The following is a 21,380-nucleotide window of genomic DNA, read 5'->3' on the forward strand; positions in this document are numbered from 1 at the left end:
TCAGTGCACAGGCAGTTCAGTGCGCTGCGGCACCGGTCGCAGGCTCGACCAATTCCAGCAGTACCCCGCCGGCGTCCTTCGGGTGCACGAAGTTGATCCGCGAGTCCGCGGTGCCACGACGCGGCTGCGGGTAGAGCACTCGCACGCCAGCTGCGGTGAGACGCTCGGTGACGGCATCGACGTCGGTGACCCGCACCGCGAGCTGCTGCAGTCCCGGTCCGTTGCGGTCGAGGAACTTCGCGATGGTCGATTCGTCGTTGAGTGGGGCGAGCAGCTGGATCACCGCGCCGCCAGTGGAACTGGCCGACTGCGGGCCGACCATCGCCTCGATGACGCCCTGTTCGCTGTTGGTCTCCTCGTGCAGCGTCGCGAAGCCGAGATGGTCGAGGTACCACTTCTTGGCTGCGTCGAGATCGGGGACCGCGATCCCGACATGGTCGATGGCGGTGACGAGGTCGGCGATGACGGCGGTCGCCGAGGCTGCGGGGTCTGTTGCTGAGGTGCTCATGTCCTAACGGTAGCGTTGAGGGTAGAAGCTCACAGAGCGGGCGCTCGGTCTGCCTGCTCGGCCGATGTTGGAGGTCCTCATATGTCCACGTCCACCGATCAGTTCTCGACGGTCATCGTCGCCGGGGCGCGGACGCCCTTCGGTCGACTGCAGGGCTCACTCAAGGGTTTCAGTGCCGTCGATCTCGGCGCCGTGGCCATCGAGGGCGCGCTGGAGCGTTCGGGAGTGCCCGCCTCGGCCGTGGAGTACGTGATCATGGGTCAGGTCCTCACCGCCGGAGCCGGCCAGATGCCCGCCCGCCAGACCGCGGTCAAGGCGGGCATCGGGTGGGATGTGCCCACATTGACCATCAACAAGATGTGTCTATCGGGCATCGACGCGATCGCATTGGCCGACCAGCTGATCCGGGCCGGCGAGTTCGACTGCGTGGTCGCCGGTGGTCAGGAGTCGATGACGCAGGCCCCGCACCTGTTGCCCGGTAGCCGCGATGGTTTCAAGTACGGCAACACCGAACTCGTCGATCACATGGCCTACGACGGCCTGTGGGACGCGTTCACCGATCAGCCGATGGGTGCGTTGACCGAACAGGGCAACGACACCGACGGGTTCACCCGGGCCGAGCAGGACGAATTTGCGGCGCGCAGCCACCAGCGTGCGGCGATCGGGTGGAAGAACGGTGTCTTCGCCGACGAGGTGGTTCCGGTCAGCATTCCGCAGCGCAAGGGTGACCCGATCTCGTTCGCCGAGGACGAGGGTGTGCGCGCCGACACCACCGCCGACTCGCTGGCTGGGCTGCGACCGGCCTTCCGTAAGGACGGCTCCATCACCGCGGGCAACTCGTCGCAAATCTCCGACGGTGCGGCCGCAGTCATCGTGATGAGCAAGGCGAAGGCCACCGAACTGGGGGTGGCCTGGCTCGCCGAGATCGGTTCGCACGGCGTGGTCGCCGGACCGGACTCGACCTTGCAGGCCCAGCCCGCCAACGCGATCGAGAAGGCGTGCGCACGGGCGGGTATCACGCCCGCTGATCTCGATCTCATCGAGATCAACGAGGCTTTCGCGGCGGTCGGACTCGCCTCCACCAAGCAGCTCGGCGTCGACCCGGAGATTGTCAACGTCAACGGCGGGGCCATCGCGGTCGGGCATCCGATCGGGACGTCCGGTGCCCGCATCACCCTGCACCTGGCGCTGGAACTGCAGCGACGCGGCGGCGGCGTCGGTGCGGCCGCGCTCTGCGGGGCCGGTGGCCAGGGCGATGCCTTGATCGTGCGGGTGCCCAAGAGTTGAGCCCCGACGGTCTCTGGCGAGATTTCTACTACACATCGTCGTAGTTTTCTGTCCGATTCGGCACAATGGGACACATGTCGCAATTCTTTGATCTCACCACTCCGGCCAAGCGCTTCCGACTGGTCGCCGTCCTCGAGGCCATCACGTGGCTGGCCCTGTTGATCGCCATGTTCTTCAAGTGGGTTCTCGGCCACGAGGAGGCGGTGGCGATCCCGGGGATGGTTCACGGCATCGTCTTCGTCGTGTTCGTGGTGGTCTCACTGATCACCGCAGTGCAGCTGCGGTGGGGTCTGAAGGTCACGGCATGGGCGCTGGTGTCCTCGATCCCGCCCTTCGGCACCCTGGTGTTCGAGTGGTGGGCGCAGCGCAATGGTCATCTGGCCGAGTTGTCGGCGGACACCACGCCGCAGCGCGTGGCCGCCTGAGGAGTGGTGGCGCGATGATCGTCGCCTTCAGCCTCAGCCCCTCCGGGGGCGATGCCGTCGACTCGGACGGCGGAATGAGCGCTGCGGTTGCTGCGGCCGTGGCCGTGGTGCGCGAATCGGGGTTGCCCCATCAGACCACCGCGATGTTCACCTATCTCGAGGGCGAGTGGGATGAGGTGATGGCGGTGGTCAAACGTGCCACCGACGCCGTCGCGGCCCAGGCGCCGCGCGTCGGCCTTGTCCTCAAAGCCGACATCCGTCCGGGCCACACGGACGAACTCGCCGGCAAGGTCGCCCGCGTCGACCGGCTGCTGGACTGACCCGGCAGCCGGACTGACACGATGGCGCCATGAGGTCCACTCGCGCCGACACGACGACTCGTGACCGCCGAGCGCGCACCGCGGCGTCCGCGGTCTTTGCCCTCAACGGTTTTCTGGCAGCGATGTGGGTCGCCCACATCCCGGTGATCGTGAATCGGACCGGGGTGTCGGAGGATCAGCTCGGCGCCTTGTTGCTGTTGCTCGGGGGCTGCGCGTTCGTCGGCATGCAGGTGTGCGGACCGATCATCGATCGATGGGGATCGAAACCAACTACAACAGTCGCCGCAGCCGTGCTGTCCGCGGTGATCCTTGGCCCGGTGGCCGCGCACGACCTGGCGACCCTGGCCCTGGCGCTGGCCGGGTTCGGTTTCGCCAACGGTGCTCTCGACGTCTCGATGAACGCACAGGCAGTGGCCGTCGAGCGGCGGTACGACCGGCCCATCATGTCGTCGTTTCACGGATTCTTCTCCATCGGCAGCCTCATCGGCTCGGGCGTGGTGGCACTCACCCTCTGGCGTGATGTCGGTGTCATTGCCACGGTCGGTGCGGCCACGATCGTCGGGTTCGCCGTCGCCGCGATCACCAGTGCACACCTGTTGGTCACGGTGGATGCCTCGATGCGGACACCGTCGGGGTCACGGCCGGCCGAATCGTCTGGCCGCTGGTGGCGCGGGATCGATCGTCGGCGACTGGTCCTGCTGGCGGCGGTGGCATTCGCGCTCATGCTTGCCGAGGGCACCGCTTACGACTGGAGCGCCCTGCACGTGGTCGACACGTTCGGTACTGCCGAATCGCTCGGCGCGGTGGCCTTCGGTGCGTTCAGCGCAGCGATGACCGTCGCGCGATTCGGGATCGATCCCATCGCGGCGGCGGTCGGACCGATGGTGGTGGTGCGCGTCGGTGCCCTGATCGGCCTCGTCGGCATGGGGATGGCTGTTCTCGCGCCGTCAGTGGGATGGGCGATCGCCGGATGGAGTGTGTTCGGTATCGGCCTGGCCGGGCTCATCCCGCAGATCTTCACCGCTGCGGGCAACCTGACGACCGAATCGAGCGGACGCGCCATCTCCCTGGTGGTCGGATGCGGTTACCTGGGAATGCTCGCCGGTCCGGCGGTGGTCGGGTTCATCAGCAGCCGTACCAGTCTCGGCATCGGCCTGCTCGTCGCGGTGGGTGCCCTCGCCTTTGCTGCGGCCGCGGCGGGCGTGGTCCGTGCACCGGCCGCCGCGGAAGCTCCCCGCGATCGCGGCATGACACACTAGAGGGGTGACTCGACCAACGAATCGGCAGCAGGCGGCCGCAGCCGCCCGGCAGCAGGCGGCGGCCGTCGCCATGTCGGGAGCGGTTGACCTGACCGCCCTCAAGGAACGTGCCGACGCGCAGCGACAGCAGGCGCAGCGCCCCAACCAGACCCCGCGCCCGGCACCGCCGACCGACGACGGTGCACCGGCCTCGGGAGCTGCGCATGGCGGGGCAGTCCTCGACATCACCGAGGCAACGTTCGAGACCGAGGTGCTTGCGCGATCACAGCAGCAGCTCGTGCTGGTGGACCTGTGGGCGGAGTGGTGCGAACCCTGCAAACAACTGTCGCCGGTGCTGGAGAAGCTGGCCGGGCAGGCGCAGGGAAGCTGGGTGCTGGCCAAGGTCGACGTCGACGCCAATCCCCGGATCGCGCAGGCGTTCCGTGCCCAGTCCATCCCGATGGTGGTGGCGATCGCGCAGGGGCAGCCGGTCGCGGCGTTCAACGGTGTCCGTTCGGAGGCCGAGATCTCCCAGTGGGTGGGGGAGATCCTCTCCCAACTCGGTGATGTGCTGCCCGGCGCCGCCCCAGTCGACGCCGAGCCGGAAGCCGACGATCCGCGCATGGTCGCCGCCGAGGAGAAGCTCAACGCGGGCGACTTCGCCGGTGCACTCGACGACTATCGGGCGATCGCCGAAGCCGAGCCGCAGAACGTGGAGGCGGCATCGGCCGCACGCAACCTCGAGTTCGTGCTGCGCGCGCAGGCCCATGACCCGGCCATCGTCGATACCGCCGCGCCCGCCGACGTCGACGCTCAGCTGGCGGCGGCCGACGTACTGTTGCTCGCCCAGCAGCCCGAGGCCGCCTTCGACCGGATCATCGCGGTCGTGAAGGTCACCGCCGGCGACGACCGCACTCGCGCGCGTACCCGGTTGCTGGAGCTGTTCGAGCTCTTCGACCCGGCGGAGCCATTCGTCGTCTCGGCGCGCCGGAAGCTGGCCACCGCGCTCTACTGATCCTTATTCGTCGACTGGGCGCCGTTTCTCGTTGACTGGGCGCCGCTTTTCGTTGACTGGGCGGCGTTTTCCGTCGATCGGCAGCCGAGGAAGCTTGGTTGCGATGCCCTTCGTGACGGGCCTCCGCAGGCTCCGGCCGTCATCAGGGGGCGGGGGTGACGGGCCCGGCCCTCCTGTGAGCGGGTGGTGGTTGCGGGGCGTTCGCGGGTGTGGCCCTCGTCAGGGAGTGGTGGTGGGACGAGCCTCCGCGGGCGCCAGGAAGACGGCCGAGTTGGCGGGGATCGTCACCTGCGCCGACGTCTCGCGCCCATGCCAGCCGGGTCCATCGGCGACGACACTGCCGAGGTTGCCCTTGCCCGCCCCGCTGTAGTCGGTCGAGTCGGTGTTGAGGACTTCGTTCCAGGTCCCCGACCGGGGTAGCCCGACGCGGTGGTCGGCGCGTTCGCTGCCGGAGAAGTTGAACAGACACGCCATCACCGAGCCGTCACGGCCGAACCGCAAGAAGCTGATCACGTTGTTCGCGGTGTCGTTGGCGTCGATCCACTCGTAGCCGTCAGGGGTGGTGTCCTGGCTGTAGAGAGCCGGGCTGGCGCGATAGACCCGGTTCAGATCGCCCACCAATGCCGAGATGCCGGAGTGGAGTTCGCCTTCCCATCCCTCCATCTGGAACCAGTCGAGGCTGCGGTTGTCGGCCCACTCACCGGTCTGACCGAACTCCTGGCCCATGAACAGCAGTTGCTTGCCGGGGTGCGCCCACATGTAGGCCAGCAGCACCCGGACCCCGCTGGCCTTGGTGAACGAATCGCCGGGCATCCGGCTCCACAGGGTGCCCTTGCCGTGCACCACCTCGTCGTGGGAGATCGGCAACACGAAGTTTTCGCTCCACGCGTACATCAGCGAGAAGGTGATTTCGTGGTGGTGGAAGCTGCGATGAATCTGGTCGCGACCGAGGTAGCCGAGGGTGTCGTGCATCCACCCCATGTTCCATTTGAAGGTGAATCCGAGGCCGCCGAGATTGGTCATCTGGGTCACGCCCGGCCACGCGGTGGATTCCTCGGCAACGGTGACCACGCCGGGAAAGTGCTTGTGCACCGTCGCGTTGGTCTCCTGCAGGAACTGGACGGCCTCGAGGTTCTCGCGACCACCGTAGATGTTGGGTCGCCACTGGCCGGCCGGCCGGGAGTAGTCGAGATAGAGCATCGAGGCCACCGCATCCACGCGCAGGCCGTCGATGTGGAACTGGTCGAACCAGAACAGCGCGTTGGCGACCAAGAAGTTGCGGACCTCGCGCCGGCCGAAGTTGAAGACGTAAGTGCCCCAATCCAACTGCTCGCCGCGCATGGGGTCGCCGTCTTCGTACAGTGGGGTCCCGTCGAATCGGGCCAACGCCCAATCGTCTTTCGGGAAATGCGCCGGTACCCAGTCGACGATCACACCGATGCCCAGAGAATGTAGGTGATCGATCAGATAGCGCAGGTCGTCGGGAGAGCCGAAGCGTGCGGTCGGTGCGTAGTACGAGGTGACCTGATACCCCCACGATCCGCCGAACGGATGCTCGGCGACCGGCAGGAACTCGACGTGGGTGAAACCCTTCTCGACGAGATAGTCGCCGAGTTGGTGTGCGAGTTCCCGGTAGGACAGACCTGCACGCCATGACGCGATGTGCACCTCGTAAACGCTCATCGGTTCGGCTGCGACGTCGGTGGCCGCACGACGGGCGATCCAGTCGTCGTCGGACCAGGTGTACGACGATTCGCCGACCACCGAGACCGTCGACGGTGGTGGCAGTGTCTGCCGGGCCATCGGATCGGCCTTGTCGCGGATCACGCCGTCGGCGCCATGGACGCGGAACTTGTAGCGCATACCGGCGGCGACATCGGGGATGAAGACCTCCCAGACACCGCTGCTGCCGATCATCCGCATGGGTGCCTGCCGGCCGGTCCAGTTGTCGAAATCGCCGATCACCGCGACACCGTGCGCATTGGGCGCCCACACCGAGAAGGCGGTTCCGCGTACCTCGCCGTCGGGCGTCGTGTACGAGACGATCCGTGCGCCGAGGACATCCCACAGCGACTCGTGGCGACCCTCGGAGAACAGATGGATGTCGAGTTCGCCCATACTCGGCAGGAACCGGTAGCCGTCGGCGACGACGTACTCGTCATTCCCGCCGCGGGCGTTCGGGTAGGTCACCCGAAGTCGATAGTCGATCAGATCCGAGTACGGCACCGCGACCACCCACAGGTCGTCGCTTTGGCGCGCCATCGGGTGATCGACCCCGCCGATCACCGCGACGACGGTCGTGGCGTCCGGACGCAGCGTCCGCAGAATGGTCCATCCACCCGACGCCTCGTGCGCGCCGAGGAAGGCGTGCGGGTCGGGATGGGTCAAGCTGAACAGTCGGCGTAGGTCGTGATCCGACGCCGAGGGTTCGGGGCGGGGGCCGTTGTCGGTGGTGGTCACATCAACCTCACTGCATCCGGTAGGCGAGTCGTCGGGCCGCGGCGGTGTCCAGGGGCGGGAGTGCGAGGATGTGCGCCACCGCATGCCATGGCTCCAGCTGCACGTAATTGGCCTGCCCCCAATGGAACTCCTGACCGGAGACCTCGTCGACGACGGTGAAACGGTCCTGCCATTCGAAGCCCAGCGCGGGCATGTCCAGCCAGACGGTCGAGCTCTCGGTACCGAACGGGTTGAGGTTGATCACCACGATGACCCGGTCACCGCTGACCGGGTCGAATTTCGAGTAGGCGATGAGCGCGGAATTGTCGATGTGGTGAAAGGTGATGTGACGCAGTTGCTGCAATGCGGGATGGCGCCGCCGGATCTCGTTGAGGCTGGTGATCCACGGCTCCAACGACTCGCCTCGGCTCGTCGCGGCCTTGTGGTCGCGCGGCCGGAGCTCGTACTTCTCCGAGTGCAGATACTCCTCGCTGCCCTCGGCGACGGCAACGTGTTCGTACAGTTCGTATCCGCTGTACACACCCCAGGTCGGTGCGAGTGTGGCGGCCAGCGCGGCCCGCAGCGCGAACATGCCCGGGCCGCCGTGTTGCAGACTGGCGTGCAGGATGTCGGGCGTGTTCACGAACAGATTGGGTCGTGCCTCATCGGCGTGGTCGGCGATCTCGCGTCCGAACTGTTCGAGCTCCCACTTCTCGGTCTTCCAGGTGAAGTAGGTGTAGGACTGCGTGAAGCCGATGCGCGCGAGTCCGTACAGGCGCGCCGGTCGGGTGAATGCCTCGGACAGGAACAGCACCTCCGGGTTGCGCTTTTTCACCTCGGTGATCAGCCACTCCCAGAAGTTCGGGGGTTTGGTGTGCGGGTTGTCGACGCGGAAGATCTTGACACCCAGGTCGACCCAGCCGAGCACCATCGTCAGCACCGCCCGATAGAGGCCGTTGCGGTCGTTGTCGAAGTTCAGCGGATAGATGTCCTGATATTTCTTGGGCGGGTTCTCCGCGAACGCGATCGTGCCGTCGGGCTGGGTGGTGAACCACTCGGGATGTTCGCGGGCCCACGGATGGTCCGGTGCGCATTGCAGCGCCAGATCGATGGCAACTTCCAGGCCGAGTTCGGCGGCCCGGGCGATGAAGTACGCGAAATCCTCCCGGGTACCGAGCGCCGGATGGATGGCGTCGTGACCACCCTCGTCGGAGCCGATCGCCCACGGTGAGCCGACATCGTCGGGACCGGCGACAAGCGTGTTGTTGCGGCCTTTGCGGTTGACCTTGCCGATCGGATGGATCGGCGGCAGATAGACGATGTCGAACCCCATCCCCGCGATGCGCGGCAGGTCGTCGACGGCGGTCAGGAACGTTCCGTGCACCGGGTGGCCCTCGTTGTCCCACCCGCCGGTAGACCGCGGGAAGAACTCGTACCACGATCCGAACAGTGCGCGCCGGCGATCGACCCACACCCGGTAAGACCGCGATTTGGTCACCAGTTCGCGGACCGGATAGGTCGTCAGCAGGTCCGCCACCTCGTCGGAGACAGCGAGGTTGATCCGGTTCTCCACCCGGCGGCGGCGGGCGCGCAACTGGTCGATGGCGTCGTCGAGGATCTCCAGGGCGTCGACCGGTACCACATCACGGGCGGCGGTGAGTACCCGTGCGCCGACCTCGAGGTCGTTGGCGAGGTCACCGGCTCCCTGGCCGGCATCGACCTTCTTGAGCACCGCGGATCGCCACGTCGTATATGGGTCGCTCCACGCCTCGATCCGGAACACCCAGTAGCCCACTGTGTCGGGCACGAAGGCGGCGTTGAACACATCGGGTTCGCTCGCCGGTTCCATCCGCACGTCCAGGCTGCGTCGATCGGGACCGTCCACATGCACGGTCACCCCGATCGCGTCGTGACCTTCCCGCCACGCCGTGGTGGATATCGGGATCAGCTCACCGACAACAGCTTTCGCCGGCACTTGCCCGGCGGACACCAGAGGCGCGATATCGTCGATCCCCATCCGCCCGATCACCGGCGGCCTCCTCTCATCCAACCCCTGACATGCCTCATGTCCGCGGTGCTCGGTGGCGCCGGCGTCCCTGCCCGTCTCAACCGTAGGGGATCTCGGCCAGTCTGCCCAACGCAGAACGGACCAGATCACCGTCGGTCGTGCGCCAGAACGGTGGCAGCGACGACAGCAGGTATCCACCGTATCCGGCGGTGGCCAGCCGGGAGTCCAGTACGGCGACGACACCGCGGTCGTCGGTGGAGCGCAACAACCGTCCCGCACCTTGGGCCAACAACAGCGCCGCGTGGTTGGCGGCGACCGTGAGGAAACCGTTGCCACCGCGTGCTTCGACAGCCCGCTGCCGTGCGGTGAGCAGTGGGTCGTCCGGGCGAGGGAACGGGATGCGGTCGATCACCACCAGGCTGCACGACGCACCGGGCACGTCGACGCCCTGCCACAACGACAGGGTGCCGAACAAGCAGGTCTGCGGATCATCGGCGAACTTCTTGACCAACGCCGCGGTCGTGTCCTCGCCCTGACAGAGCACCGGCTGATCGCAGCGCGTTCGGATGGCCTCGGCGGCCTCGCGGGCCGCGCGCATCGACGAGAACAGCCCGAGGGTACGTCCGTCGGCCGCGGTCACCAGCCCGGCCAGTTCGTCGAGCGTCTGCTCGGCGATCGCGTCACGTCCCGGTCGCGGCAGGTGCCGGGCGACGTAGAGGATCGCCGACTTCGGGTAGTCGAATGGTGATCCGGCGTCGAGTCCACGCCAGCGCGGCGGAGCGTTGTCGGCGGGGGCGGGGGCGCCGTGTGCCATGGCGCCGATGTCGGCCACCGGCGGCGCCTCGGACTGTGGATCGGCGCCGTCGGTGTCGCGGCGGCCTGCTGCCGGCAGTCCCCAGGTCGCGGCGAGCGCGTCGAAATTGCCGCCGATCGTGAGGGTGGCAGAGGTGAGCACCACGGTGGCGTCGGCGAACAAGGAGGCGCGGAGCAGTCCGCCGACCGACAACGGTGCAATGCGCAGGATCGCCCGGGTGTCGCTACCCACCCGGTCGTGGGCGACCCACACGACATCGCGCCGTTTCGACTCGTCGGGGTTGTCGAATGCACCGAGCAGGCGCACGACGGTGTCGTGGGCGTCCTCCAACGACGTCAGTGCCGCCGAGCGGGCCGCGGCCGATTCGTCGGCGCCGCTGCTGCCGGGCATGCGCACCGGACCGATCTCGTTGCGGGCGAGCCACAACCGATCACGCAGGCTCGCCAGGGTCTCGGGTACGCCTGAGGGGAGCCGGGTCCACTCTCGTGGCGGCAGCTCGGTGAGCAGTCCGTCGAGCATCTCCGCCGCACCCAGCAGTGCGTCGGTGGTCTCGTCGTCGAGCAGCTTGCCGCAGCGGCGGGCGACCAGTGTGATGCCGGCCCCCGACAGCTCGGCGGTGGCCACCGACGTGATGCGGTCCACGAGCTCGTGGGCCTCGTCGATGACCACTACGTCGTGTTCGGGGAGGATATTGGCCGGACTGGTCGCGTCGATGGCGAGCAGGGCGTGGTTGGTGACGACGACATCGACCTGGCCCGACGCGCGGCGCGCCCGTTCAGCGAAACAGTCGTCGGCGTAGCTGCAATTGCCGGCGCCGAGGCATTCTCGAGCCGAGACGCTCACCTGCCGCCAGGATCGGTCCGAGACCCCCGGGGTCAGGTCATCGCGATCGCCGGTCTCGGTGTCCGACGTCCATTCCCGCAGCCTGGTCACCTCGCGTCCGGTGCGTGACAACTCGAACGCGTCGAACAGCTCGCTCGGCGGTTCCTCCGCGGTTCCGCTGTGGATCTTGTTCAGGCACAGATAATTTCCGCGTCCCTTGAGAATCGCGAAGGTGGGTTCGCGACCGAGTGGGCCGGCCAGCGCGGCTGCCACCCGCGGCAGGTCACGTTCGATCAGCTGTCGTTGCAGCGCGATCGTGGCGGTCGACACCACCACGGTGCGCCCGGAGACGATCGCGTGACGGATGGACGGGATCAGGTAGGCCAGCGATTTTCCCGTTCCGGTGCCCGCCTGGACGGCGAGATGTTCGCCGGTGTCGATGGCGTGGGCGACCGCTGAGGCCATCCGGACCTGGCCGTCGCGCCGGCGTCCGCCGAGGGCGGTGACGGCGCTGTCGAGCAGCGAGGTCACCGAGGGGGTGGAGGTCATGTGGTGGTTGTCATCCGATGCCGGAGGAACCGTCGTAGAGCAGGTCGCCGTCGAGTGCCACACCCGCCGAACGCATCTGTTTGAGCGCTTCCTCGGCGGTTTCGGAGGCAACGGCGGCGGTGAAATTCAACAGCACTCGGGTGTCGAAACCTTCGCGGACCGCGTCGAGTGCGGTCGCCCGAACGCAATGGTCGGTGGCGATTCCGACGATGTCGACGTGGGTGATGCGTCGGTTGCGCAGCCAATCGGCCAGTGCGGTGCCGTCGGAGTCGGCACCCTCGAAGCCCGAGTATGCGGCAGTGTAATGGCCCTTGTCGAAAACCTGCTGTGCGACGGTGTGGTCGAAGTCGGGATGGAAGGCAACGCCATCGGTACCGACCCGGCAGTGCGGTGGCCAGGAGTCGACGTAGTCGGGTTTGTCGGAGAAATGATCGCCGGGATCGATGTGGTAGTCGCGGGTGGCGACCACGGTCCGGTAATCGCCAAGGATCTGGGTGATGGCGCGCGCTACGGCCGCGCCGCCGTTGACGCCCAGCGCTCCGCCCTCGCAGAAGTCGTTCTGGACGTCGACAACGATCAGGGCGTGGTCTTTGGGGGCGTGCTCTGCCATGACTGTGCGGGTGTCCTTCCTAGCCGAGTACGTAGCGGGTGGGCACTGCTGGATCTCCGTGCGACAGGCCCAAACCCTCCCACGGCAGGCTCACCAATGCATCCGCGAGGTGTGTGCGTCCGTCTTCGAGTGTCGGCAGAGCGCCGACCACCTCGCCGTTGGCCACCAACGGGATCTGCAACGGCCGCAACGATAATCCATCCACCGACGGCGGCTCGTCGACGGAGCGGTAGAGGATCTCCTCGACGATCGTGCCGGACGGTCGTGCGGCACGCACCGCGCGTTTCGCGCCACCTTTGGATTCTTTGTGGCTGGCCCGTTTGGCCACCGGCATTCCGTCCACCTCGACGAGCTTGTAGATCATGCCAGCGGTTGGTGCGCCGCTGCCGGTCACCAACGACGTGCCCACCCCGTAGGTGTCGACGGGTTCGGCGCGCAGCGACGCGATGGCGTACTCGTCGAGGTCGCCGGACACCACGATCTTGGTGTCGGGGGCGCCGAGCGAATCGAGTTGTTCACGCACCTGACGCGCGAGCACTCCCAGGTCGCCGGAGTCGATGCGCACCGCGCCCAAGCCGGTCCCCGCGACTTCGATCGCGTTGCGGACGCCCTGGGTGATGTCGTAGGTGTCGACGAGCAGGGTCGTACCGACGCCGAGGGCCTCGACCTGCGCGGCGAACGCCGCTTTCTCGTCCGGTCCGTCGGGCCCGGTGAACCCGAGCGTGAAGGCATGCGCGGCCGTGCCGGCGCTCGGGACGCCATAGGTGCGCGCGGCCTCGAGGTTGGAGGTGGCAGCCACCCCGGCCAGATAGGCCGCGCGTGCGCTCGACACCGCCGCACGTTCGTGGGTGCGGCGCGAACCCATCTCGATGATCGGCCGGCCGGCCGAGGCGCTGACCATCCTGGCGGCGGCCGACGCGATCGCGCTGTCGTGGTTGAGGATGGACAGCACCAGCGTTTCCAGCAGCACCCCTTCGGCGAACGTCGTCCGCACGGTCAGGATGGGGGAGCCGGGGAAGTACAGCTCACCCTCGCGGTATCCGTCGATGTCTCCGGAGAAGCGATACTCGGCCAGCCAGCGAACGGTGTCCTCGTCGAGAAAACGGCTGACCACCGCCAATTCGTCCTCACCGAAGCGGAACCGCGCCAGTTCTTCGAGCAGTCGGCCGGTGCCGGCGACGACGCCGTAGCGGCGACCGTCGGGCAGTCGGCGCGCGAAGACCTCGAAGACGCACGGCCGATGCGCCATCGGATGGCGAAGCGCTGCCGAGACCATGGTGAGTTCGTACTGGTCGGTGAGCAGGGCGGTGTTGTCGACGGTCACAATCGCTTACCCTATGTCGTATGGCGCCTGACGAGACTAGTGCGCACGAGGCTACCTTCCAGGGCGAGCGAAGCGACGGGAGATTCCACAGCGAGCGAAGCGACGGGGGTTGTCGCAGCGAGCGAAGCGACGGGGGTTGTCGCAGCGAGCGAAGCGACGTGGGTGGGCCCGGAGGTGCCACCGTTGCGGACCCGGAGGTCGCGGAGAACGCCGCGGCCCTCGATCGGCCGTGGGTCACCATCGTCTGGGACGATCCGGTCAATCTGATGCGCTACGTCACCTTCGTATTTCAGAAGGTCTTCGGCTATTCGGAGTCGCACGCCAATCAGCTGATGATGCAGGTTCACACCGAGGGGAAGGCCGTGGTGTCGGCCGGTGAGCGCGACAAGGTGGAAGGCGACGTCCGCAAACTCCACGCGGCCGGGCTGTGGGCGACGATGCAGCGGGACAGCTGAGCGGGGAATCGGCAACCACGTGCGAACTTGGAAACGTAAGGGCCGCGGCTCGTCGCTGCGTATCTGCTCACAACTCGATCCTCATGAGGTCGAACTGTTGGTGTCGATGATCGGCTCGATGCAGGAGCTCTTGACCGAACGCGACGCCTCGGCACCCCGCGACGAGTTGTCGGAGATCACCGGGATTCGGGTCGGGCACACCGAAGCTCCCTCCGACGTCACGCTGGGGCGGCTGCTACCGGACTTTCATCGGCCCGACCAGGATCGGCAGCTGTCGGCCGATGTGGTGAACGGAGACGTCAACAGTGCGCTGCGCAGTGTGCACGAGCCGCACATCATCGAGGCCAAGTTGACTGCCGGGCAGGTCGTGCTCGAGACCTTGCCGCGCGGTGGTGGCGATCTGGCGCTCACCGAAGAGCAGGCGATGCAGTGGTTGACCGCGCTCAACGATGTGCGGCTCGCGTTGGGCGCGATGCTCGGCATTTCCGAGGACACGCCGGATCAACTTCCGCCAGAACATCCGCATGCCGCCCACCTCGACGTGTATCACTGGCTCACGGTCATGCAGGAATTGCTGGTCGAGGCATTGATGTGACCAGGTCGTCACACGCGGGCGAGACTCTGGCGCCTGCCGGCAACCGCATCACCGATGTCGTCGGCATCGAGGTCGGTCACGCATATCGGATCGACGACGACGCGGTGGTCGCCTCGCCGGACGACGGTGTCGAGGGTAGAGGCTGGGCCACCGGTACCACCGTGGTGCGGATCGCTTCGTGCGCCGCGACGTGCGCGGTCGACGTGCGCGGCGGCGGCCCCGGTACGCGCGAGACAGACCTGCTCGACCCGGTCAACACGGTGCAGACCGCGCACGCCATCGTGCTGTCGGGCGGGAGCGCATACGGTCTGGCGGCTGCCGACGGAGTGATGGCCGGTTTGGAGGAGTCGGGCAGCGGACTGGCGATGGACACCGCGGGCCACGTGGTGCCGATCGTCCCGGCCGCGGTCGTCTTCGACCTTCCGGTGGGGGCATGGGATCACCGGCCCGATGCCGCGTTCGGTCGCGAGGCGCTGTCGGCGGCGTCGGCGGAGGTGGCCGTCGGTAGTGTCGGCGCGGGTGCGGGCGCGCGGGCGGGTGCTCTCAAAGGTGGTGTGGGGACCGCGTCGATCGTCATCGAGCACGGGCCGGCGGCCGGCGTCACCATGGGTGCGTTGATGGTGGCCAATCCGGTCGGTGCGGTGATCGACCCGGCGACCGGGTTGCCGTGGTCGGTGACGGCCGCCGACGCGGCTCACCACGGGCTGGTCGCGCCGGTGTCTGCGGAGATTCGCCGTCACGCCGAACTGGCGGCCAAACAGAGCGTGCTCAACACCACGATCGGCGTGGTCGCGACCGACGCGGCGGTGGACTCGGCCTCGTTGAAGCGCGTCGCGATGGCCGGACATGACGGGCTGGCCAGAGCGATCGTGCCGGCGCATTCACCGCTGGACGGCGACACGATCTTTGCCGTCGCCACCGGTGACCGTCGGATCGAGCGGGTCGCCGAGGTTCCGGCGGGGATGAATCCCGACGTCGCGGTGGTGGCAGAGGTGAGTCGGGTGGCCGCGATCGTCGTGCAGCGGGCGATCGTCAACGCGGTGATCAGTGCGCGGTCAGTGGCGGGAATTCCTTCCTTTGTCGAGGTACTGCCGTCGGCGCTGAGCTGAACGGTCGCGAGGTCGAGCGCCGCAGTTCGATCCGAGAGCTTGGATGCATGCTTGCATGCAAGATGGTGCTACGGTGCTTCGCATGGCTAAGCAAGCCCTCAATGCCGTCGACCTGGCGTACTCGACGGTTCGTGACCGGATCGTCACCGGCGAGTGGTCCGGCGGCGAACTGCTCAGCGAGGTTGAGATCGCCCACGAACTCGGCATCAGCCGGACCCCCACGCACGAGGCCTTTCTGAGGCTCGGCGCCGAGCAGCTGCTCAGGTTGATCCCGCGTCGGGGAGCAGTGGTGACCCCGGTCGATCCGGCGGAAGTCTCGAATGTGTTGGCCATGCGCGAGGGCGTGGAATGTGCTGCGGCCGGGCAGGTCTGCGTAGCCGGGGGCCCGAGCGATTCCGAGCAGACGGCGATCCGCGACAACCTTGCTCGACAGGCGCGTTGTGTCGCGCAATCGGACCTCGCCGGTTTCGTTGTCGCCGACGACGAGTTCCATGCGCACATCGTGGCGGCCTCGGCAAACCCCATCGCCGTACACTTTTACGAACAGCTCCGAAGCCGCCAGCAGCGATTGCGCAATGTACTGCTGGCGGTCGATCCGGCCAATCTGGCGGCGGCCCATGATGACCACATACAGCTGGCCCAGGCGCTGTTCGACGGAGATCAGTCGCGATACCGTGAGCTGCTCACAGCGCATTTCGCTCGGTATCGGGGTGCGATGTGACTGTGCGGGAACACATCTCGGTGTCGGCAGGCACTTCGGATGCGAAGACGACTCGTCCGTGGCTGCTGGTCTTCGGCGCGCTGTTCGTGTGCGCGTGGTCGGGCAACCAGTTCAGCCCGCTGCTGCTGATGTATCGCGACGTCGAACACTATTCGGCGGCCACGGTCACCCTCTTTCTCGCTGTGTACGTTGCGGGTCTGGCGCCGGCACTGGTCGTTGCGGGGGCGGTCTCCGATCATCAGGGTCGGCGGCCGTCGATGATCGCGGGTGTGGCCTTCGGCGTGTTGGGCAGCCTCTTGCTGGCCTTCGACGAGTACGGGCAGGTCCCGATCATCCTCGGACGGTTGTTCGCAGGGATGGCGGTGGGCACGGCGATGACGGTCGGGTCGAGCTGGCTCAAGGAACTCTCGATGGCGCCGCACGACGTCGGCGTTGACGCCGGTGCGGGCGCGCGTCGGGCGTCGCTTGCCTTCACACTGGGCTCCGCCCTCGGGGCACTCGTCGCCGGCTGCATCGCACAGTGGGGCCCCTACCCACAGATCCTGCCGTTCGTGGTCCACATCATTGTCACCATTCCATTCCTGTGGGTGCTCCGGCGACCGCCCGAGACGGTGACCGCCGGGCCACCGGCCCCGCTGTTGGCCCGGCTGCGGGTCACGTCCGTGCGTCATCGACGGTTCGTTCGTGTGGTGATGATCTGTGGGCCGTGGCTGTTCATCGCCTGCGGTCTGTCCTACGGGTATCAGCCGGTGCTCCTGGCCGATGCCGCAGGAGGTTTGGGCCTGGCTTACGCGACACTGCTGAGCGTGATCGCGCTGAGCTCAGGCGCGCTCATCCAGCCGGTGGCCCGCAGGATCGATTCACACTCGAGTGCGCGTGGACTCATCGTCGCGCTGCTGACCCTGGTCGGCGGGCTTGCGGCCATGATTCTCGCGGTCTCCACGGAGGATCTGTTGGTCGGCGTGGCCGCCAGTGTGGTACTCGGCTGCGGTTTCGGCATCGGCCTGGTGTCCGGGCTGATGGAGGTGCAGCGGATCGCGCCACCACACGAAATGGCGAAGCTGACCGGGGTGTTCTATGCGGTGGCTTACACCGGATTCGCGGCTCCGACCATCCTCGCAGCCCTGACGCCGCCCTTCACCACCATCGGGTTGTTGCTGATCCTCGCGGCGTTGCTGGGGGTGTCGTTCGCCGTCGTGCTGAACGGTTCCCGGAAACATCTGCCGTCGCGCGACTGAAGTGGCTTTCGGCGTTTCTGCCCCTCCGTTTGGTGGACGCGGGGGCCTATTGTGCTTGGGGAACCGCACGCAGCGCGGAGTCGTAGTCCGGCTCCTGGCCGATCTCGGGGACCAACTCGGTATAGGTGACGATGCCGTCGGCTATCACCACGATCGCACGCGCCAACAACCCCGCCATCGGTCCGTCGGCGATGGTCACCCCGTAGTCGGCGCCGAACGTGTCGCGGAACGCGGACGCTGCCGTGACGTTCTCAATTCCCTCGGCGCCGCAGAATCGCTGCTGCGCGAACGGCAGGTCGTTCGAGACACACACGACAGCCGCCCCCGACTCGCCGACGCGTTCATTGAACGTACGCACGCTCGCGGCGCACACCGGAGTGTCGACGGAGGGGAAGATGTTCAGGACCACTGGTTGCGACCCGAAGTCGGCGCTCGTCAGCGATGACAGGTCGCCGCCGGTCAGGGTGAACTCCGGAGCGCGTGAGCCGACTGTGGGCAGGTCGCCGACGGTGTTGATCGGGTTGCCGCCCAATGTGATCTGTGCCATGGAGACCAGTGTGCCAAATTGTGGACGAAGCTCGTCGAGCCGCCGGGTCCGTATACCCGGCCGGTCGGCGGGGAATAGCGTGGTCGGCGGCGACGTTGTCGTTGACCGTGCAACCGCACCCCAAAGCGGTGACCGACAGCGGTGGAGCAGGAGGACCACGAGTGTTGACGATCAGCCAGGAACTGGTTGATGCGATGGTCGCGCATGCGCGTGCCGACCATCCTGATGAGGCCTGCGGTGTGATCGCGGGTCGGGAGGGTTCGGATCAGCCGGAGCGGTTCATCGCGATGATCAACGCGGAGCGGTCACCGACGTTCTACCGCTTCGACTCTGCCGAGCAACTCAAGGTCTGGCGAGAGATGGACCGGCTCGACGAGGAGCCCGTGGTGATCTATCACTCGCACACCGCTACCGAGGCCTATCCGAGTCGCACCGACATCTCGTATGCGAGCGAACCCAACGCCCACTATGTGCTGGTGTCCACGCGGGACGCCGAGAACGCGGAAATCCGCAGCTATCGCATCGTCGATGGCGTGGTGACCGAAGAACCGATCGAGATCAGGAGCTGAGCCACCATGGCCGTAACCGTGTCCATCCCGACCATCTTGCGCACCCACACCGGAGGTGAGAAGCGTGTCGAGGCGAACGGTTCGACACTGTCGGAGGTCATCGACAACCTCGAGTCGGCCAACCCGGGCATCAAGGAACGCCTGGTCGCCGACGGCAAGCTGCACCGATTCGTCAACGTGTACGTCAACGACGAGGACGTGCGGTTCTCCGGAGGTCTCGGCACCGCGATCGACGACGGCGACGACGTCACGATTCTGCCCGCCGTCGCCGGCGGCCAGTAGGCCGTGGCGCGCTACAACTCACTTATCGATTCGGTCGGGCACACCCCGCTGATCGGTCTGCGGAGACTGTCACCACGGTGGGACGCATCGGACCCGAGTGATCCCGACGGCGGTCCGCACGTGCGGCTATGGGCGAAACTCGAGGACCGCAATCCGACCGGCTCTATCAAGGACCGCCCCGCCTTGCGGATGATCGAGCAGGCCGAACGGGACGGTTTGTTGTCGCCCGGCTCCATCATCTTGGAGCCCACCAGCGGCAACACCGGGATCTCGTTGGCGATGGCCGCCAAACTCAAGGGCTATCAGCTGATCTGTGTCATGCCCGAGAACACCTCGGAAGAACGCCGATCGCTGTTGACGATGTTCGGCGCGCAGGTCATCTCGTCGCCGGCGGCGGGTGGCTCCAACACCGCCGTCGCCATGGCCAAGCAACTGGCCGCCGAACACCCCGACTGGGTGATGCTCTATCAGTACGGCAACGCGGCCAACATGCTTGCCCACTATGAGGGCACCGGCCCCGAGCTGTACACGGATCTGCCCGAGATCACCCACTTCGTGGCGGGCCTCGGGACCACCGGAACCCTGATGGGCGTGGGTCGCTACTTGCGTGAGCAGAACCCCGACATCGAGATCGTCGCGGCCGAGCCCCGCTACGGCGACGAGGTGTACGGCCTGCGCAACATCGACGAGGGCTTCGTGCCCGAGCTCTACGACGACGCAGTGCTCACCCGCCGCTTCTCGGTGCAGGGGGTCGACGCCGTGGCCCGGGTGCGTGAACTGATCGACACCGAGGGCATCTTCGCCGGGATTTCGACCGGAGCCATCCTGCAGGCCGCGCGCGGCATCGGCCGCAAGGCGATGAAGAACGGTCAGCGCGCCGACATCGGGCTGGTGATCCCGGACGCGGGATGGAAGTATCTGTCGACCGGGGCGTACGAAGGTAGCCTGGAACAAGCAGAGCAGGCCCTCGAAGGCCAGCTCTGGGCGTGATCGCACCGACAGGAAGAGCCATGACCGTCAATCCCGCGTCGCCTGGCACAGCCACCACGGGCGACCGCCCGCTCTGGCAGCGGTCGGTGATCATCATGGCCGCGATCACCGCACTGATGTTCGTGATCGAGGGGATTGACGCGGCCACCAATTACGATCTCGACCAGGCGGGTATCGTCCCGCGTCAGGTCGACGGGCTCGACGGCATCCTGTGGGCGCCGTTCCTGCACGACGACTGGGCTCACCTGTTCGCCAATCTGGTGCCGGGACTGGTGTTGGGCTTTCTGCTGCTGATGACGCGGCGGTTCGTCATCGTCACTGCCATCGTCTGGTTGGTGTCGGGTCTGGGTGTCTGGCTGTTCGCGCCGCCGTACACGGTCACCGTGGGTGCCTCCGGGATCATCTTCGGCTGGCTGACCTACCTGCTGGTGCGCGGGTTGTTCAACCGCGACATCTGGCAGATTCTCGGCGGGGTGGTGTTGTTCCTCATCTACGGCTCGATTCTGTGGGGAGTGCTCCCGACGAATCCGACCGTGTCGTGGCAGGGGCATCTGTTCGGTGCCATCGGTGGCATCCTGGCCGCCTGGTACCTCGCCGACAGAGACCGTCGCAAGGCCAAGAAGTCTGCGCCCCAGCAGTTCCCGGGGGTGCGCTCATAACGGCACAACAGGCCCCCATCGGCATCTTCGACTCCGGTGTGGGTGGTCTGACGGTGGCCCGCGCCATCATCGACCTCCTGCCCGACGAGGACGTCGTCTACATCGGTGACACCGCCAACGGTCCCTACGGCCCGTTGGCGATCCCCGACATCCGGCGGCACGCCCTGGCGATCGGCGATGACCTGGCCGAACGGGGGGTGAAAGCGATTGTCATCGCGTGCAACACCGCCTCGGCCGCCTGTCTGCGCGATGCCCGCGAACGCTACGCGCCGATTCCGGTCGTCGAGGTGGTTCTGCCGGCGGTGCGGCGTGCGGTGGTGGCCACCAAGACGGGACGCATCGGCGTGATCGGGACGCAGGCAACGATCGCCTCGCGTGCGTACCAGGATTCGTTCGCCGCGGCCCGCGACGCGGAGATCAGCGCCGTGGCGTGTCCGCGTTTTGTCGACTTCGTGGAGCGCGGGATCACCAGCGGGCGCCAGATCCTCGGTTTGGCGCAGGGCTACCTCGAACCGCTGCAGCAGGCCGACGTGGACACCGTGGTACTCGGGTGCACCCACTACCCACTGTTGTCAGGGGTGATCCAACTCGCGATGGGCGATCAGGTGACCCTGGTGTCCAGCGCCGAGGAGACCGCCAAAGACCTCTTCCGGGTACTCACCGAGCTCGATCTGCTGCACCCGCACGGCGATCGCGATGCGGTACGTGAGTTCCGGGCTACCGGCGACCCGGAGTTCTTCGCCCGCCTGTCGACCCGCTTCCTCGGTCCCACGATCGGACAGGTGCAACACCTGTAATTCGTGAGCAGATTCTCAGCTCGCGCCCAGACCATCGTTGGACACTCGTGACCCCGTAG

22 protein-coding genes are annotated in these 21,380 nt (G+C 66.9%); 15 read left to right on the forward strand and 7 right to left on the reverse strand.

Features of this window, described 5'->3' with window-relative positions; all coding sequences use genetic code 11:
* Positions 1-16 precede the first annotated feature (16 nt).
* Positions 17-508, reverse strand: a complete 492-nt coding sequence (mce, locus tag ACIGKQ_RS19415) for a methylmalonyl-CoA epimerase (protein ID WP_235725190.1) — start codon at positions 506-508, stop codon at positions 17-19.
* An 81-nt stretch (positions 509-589) separates the two neighbouring features.
* Between mce and ACIGKQ_RS19420 the strand changes: the two genes are divergently transcribed.
* The 5 genes from ACIGKQ_RS19420 (at position 590) to ACIGKQ_RS19440 (ending at position 4,793) form a co-directional block, all read left to right on the forward strand.
* Positions 590-1,795 (forward strand): acetyl-CoA C-acetyltransferase, encoded by a 1,206-nt coding sequence (locus ACIGKQ_RS19420; protein WP_235725189.1) that lies wholly within the window; start codon positions 590-592, stop codon positions 1,793-1,795.
* A gap of 65 nt (positions 1,796-1,860) precedes the next feature.
* Positions 1,861-2,220, forward strand: coding sequence for a DUF3817 domain-containing protein (locus ACIGKQ_RS19425; protein ID WP_235725188.1), 360 nt, complete (start codon positions 1,861-1,863; stop codon positions 2,218-2,220).
* A 14-nt stretch (positions 2,221-2,234) separates the two neighbouring features.
* Positions 2,235-2,540 carry an MTH1187 family thiamine-binding protein gene (locus ACIGKQ_RS19430; protein WP_235725187.1) on the forward strand — a complete coding sequence of 102 codons (306 nt, stop codon included), beginning with the start codon at positions 2,235-2,237 and terminating at the stop codon, positions 2,538-2,540.
* A 29-nt stretch (positions 2,541-2,569) separates the two neighbouring features.
* Positions 2,570-3,799, forward strand: a complete 1,230-nt coding sequence (locus ACIGKQ_RS19435) for an MFS transporter (RefSeq protein ID WP_235725186.1) — start codon at positions 2,570-2,572, stop codon at positions 3,797-3,799.
* A gap of 70 nt (positions 3,800-3,869) precedes the next feature.
* On the forward strand, positions 3,870-4,793 hold the full coding sequence (locus tag ACIGKQ_RS19440; RefSeq protein ID WP_235725209.1) for a tetratricopeptide repeat protein: 924 nt from the start codon (positions 3,870-3,872) through the stop codon (positions 4,791-4,793).
* 219 nt (positions 4,794-5,012) lie between these two features.
* On the opposite strand, the gene glgB is transcribed toward ACIGKQ_RS19440, so the two are convergent.
* The 5 genes from glgB to ACIGKQ_RS19465 form a co-directional block, all read right to left on the reverse strand.
* Complete coding sequence (gene glgB / locus ACIGKQ_RS19445) at positions 5,013-7,337, reverse strand: 1,4-alpha-glucan branching protein GlgB (RefSeq protein WP_372475245.1); 2,325 nt, start codon at positions 7,335-7,337, stop codon at positions 5,013-5,015.
* Positions 7,261-9,261 (reverse strand): maltotransferase domain-containing protein, encoded by a 2,001-nt coding sequence (locus ACIGKQ_RS19450; protein WP_396574700.1) that lies wholly within the window; start codon positions 9,259-9,261, stop codon positions 7,261-7,263. Before ACIGKQ_RS19450 ends, glgB begins: the two co-directional genes overlap by 77 nt.
* Positions 9,262-9,337: 76 nt before the next feature.
* Positions 9,338-11,425, reverse strand: coding sequence for an ATP-dependent DNA helicase (locus ACIGKQ_RS19455; RefSeq protein WP_396574701.1), 2,088 nt, complete (start codon positions 11,423-11,425; stop codon positions 9,338-9,340).
* 10 nt (positions 11,426-11,435) lie between these two features.
* Positions 11,436-12,035, reverse strand: coding sequence for an isochorismatase family protein (locus tag ACIGKQ_RS19460; RefSeq protein WP_235725182.1), 600 nt, complete (start codon positions 12,033-12,035; stop codon positions 11,436-11,438).
* Between the two features lie 19 nt (positions 12,036-12,054).
* Complete coding sequence (locus tag ACIGKQ_RS19465; protein ID WP_235725181.1) at positions 12,055-13,359, reverse strand: nicotinate phosphoribosyltransferase; 1,305 nt, start codon at positions 13,357-13,359, stop codon at positions 12,055-12,057.
* A gap of 158 nt (positions 13,360-13,517) precedes the next feature.
* On the opposite strand from ACIGKQ_RS19465, the gene clpS reads away from it, so the two are divergent.
* From clpS to ACIGKQ_RS19490, 5 genes are all read left to right on the forward strand, one after another.
* Positions 13,518-13,814: an ATP-dependent Clp protease adapter ClpS gene (gene clpS, locus ACIGKQ_RS19470; protein WP_235725180.1), complete on the forward strand. Its 297-nt coding sequence runs from the start codon at positions 13,518-13,520 to the stop codon at positions 13,812-13,814.
* A 19-nt stretch (positions 13,815-13,833) separates the two neighbouring features.
* A complete protein-coding gene (locus ACIGKQ_RS19475) occupies positions 13,834-14,409 on the forward strand; it encodes a DUF2017 domain-containing protein (RefSeq protein ID WP_235725179.1) in 576 nt (191 codons plus the stop codon).
* Entirely contained in the window at positions 14,406-15,518 is a 1,113-nt protein-coding gene (locus ACIGKQ_RS19480; protein ID WP_396574702.1) for a P1 family peptidase, read from the forward strand. The genes ACIGKQ_RS19475 and ACIGKQ_RS19480 overlap by 4 nt, the downstream gene beginning before the upstream one ends.
* Positions 15,519-15,600: 82 nt before the next feature.
* On the forward strand, positions 15,601-16,239 hold the full coding sequence (locus tag ACIGKQ_RS19485) for a GntR family transcriptional regulator (protein ID WP_235725177.1): 639 nt from the start codon (positions 15,601-15,603) through the stop codon (positions 16,237-16,239).
* Entirely contained in the window at positions 16,236-17,477 is a 1,242-nt protein-coding gene (locus ACIGKQ_RS19490; protein ID WP_235725176.1) for an MFS transporter, read from the forward strand. Before ACIGKQ_RS19485 ends, ACIGKQ_RS19490 begins: the two co-directional genes overlap by 4 nt.
* Before the next feature lie 46 nt (positions 17,478-17,523).
* On the opposite strand, the gene tpx is transcribed toward ACIGKQ_RS19490, so the two are convergent.
* Positions 17,524-18,024 (reverse strand): thiol peroxidase, encoded by a 501-nt coding sequence (tpx, locus tag ACIGKQ_RS19495; protein ID WP_235725175.1) that lies wholly within the window; start codon positions 18,022-18,024, stop codon positions 17,524-17,526.
* Between the two features lie 161 nt (positions 18,025-18,185).
* On the opposite strand from tpx, the gene ACIGKQ_RS19500 reads away from it, so the two are divergent.
* The 5 genes from ACIGKQ_RS19500 to murI are packed head-to-tail and all read left to right on the forward strand — an operon-like array spanning position 18,186 to position 21,321.
* On the forward strand, positions 18,186-18,593 hold the full coding sequence (locus tag ACIGKQ_RS19500; RefSeq protein WP_266061194.1) for a M67 family metallopeptidase: 408 nt from the start codon (positions 18,186-18,188) through the stop codon (positions 18,591-18,593).
* Positions 18,594-18,599: 6 nt separating this feature from the next.
* Positions 18,600-18,875: a MoaD/ThiS family protein gene (locus tag ACIGKQ_RS19505; protein WP_235725174.1), complete on the forward strand. Its 276-nt coding sequence runs from the start codon at positions 18,600-18,602 to the stop codon at positions 18,873-18,875.
* Positions 18,876-18,878: 3 nt separating this feature from the next.
* The gene (locus tag ACIGKQ_RS19510; protein WP_235725173.1) at positions 18,879-19,865 is read left to right on the forward strand and encodes a PLP-dependent cysteine synthase family protein; all 987 of its coding nucleotides are present in this window, start codon (positions 18,879-18,881) and stop codon (positions 19,863-19,865) included.
* Positions 19,866-19,885: 20 nt separating this feature from the next.
* The gene (locus tag ACIGKQ_RS19515) at positions 19,886-20,524 is read left to right on the forward strand and encodes a rhomboid family intramembrane serine protease (protein ID WP_235725172.1); all 639 of its coding nucleotides are present in this window, start codon (positions 19,886-19,888) and stop codon (positions 20,522-20,524) included.
* Positions 20,521-21,321: a glutamate racemase gene (gene murI, locus ACIGKQ_RS19520; protein ID WP_328715876.1), complete on the forward strand. Its 801-nt coding sequence runs from the start codon at positions 20,521-20,523 to the stop codon at positions 21,319-21,321. The genes ACIGKQ_RS19515 and murI overlap by 4 nt, the downstream gene beginning before the upstream one ends.
* Positions 21,322-21,380: the final 59 nt, after the last annotated feature.

This window comes from Gordonia sp. NPDC062954, assembly GCF_044543825.1.
Lineage (GTDB): Bacteria > Actinomycetota > Actinomycetes > Mycobacteriales > Mycobacteriaceae > Gordonia > Gordonia tangerina.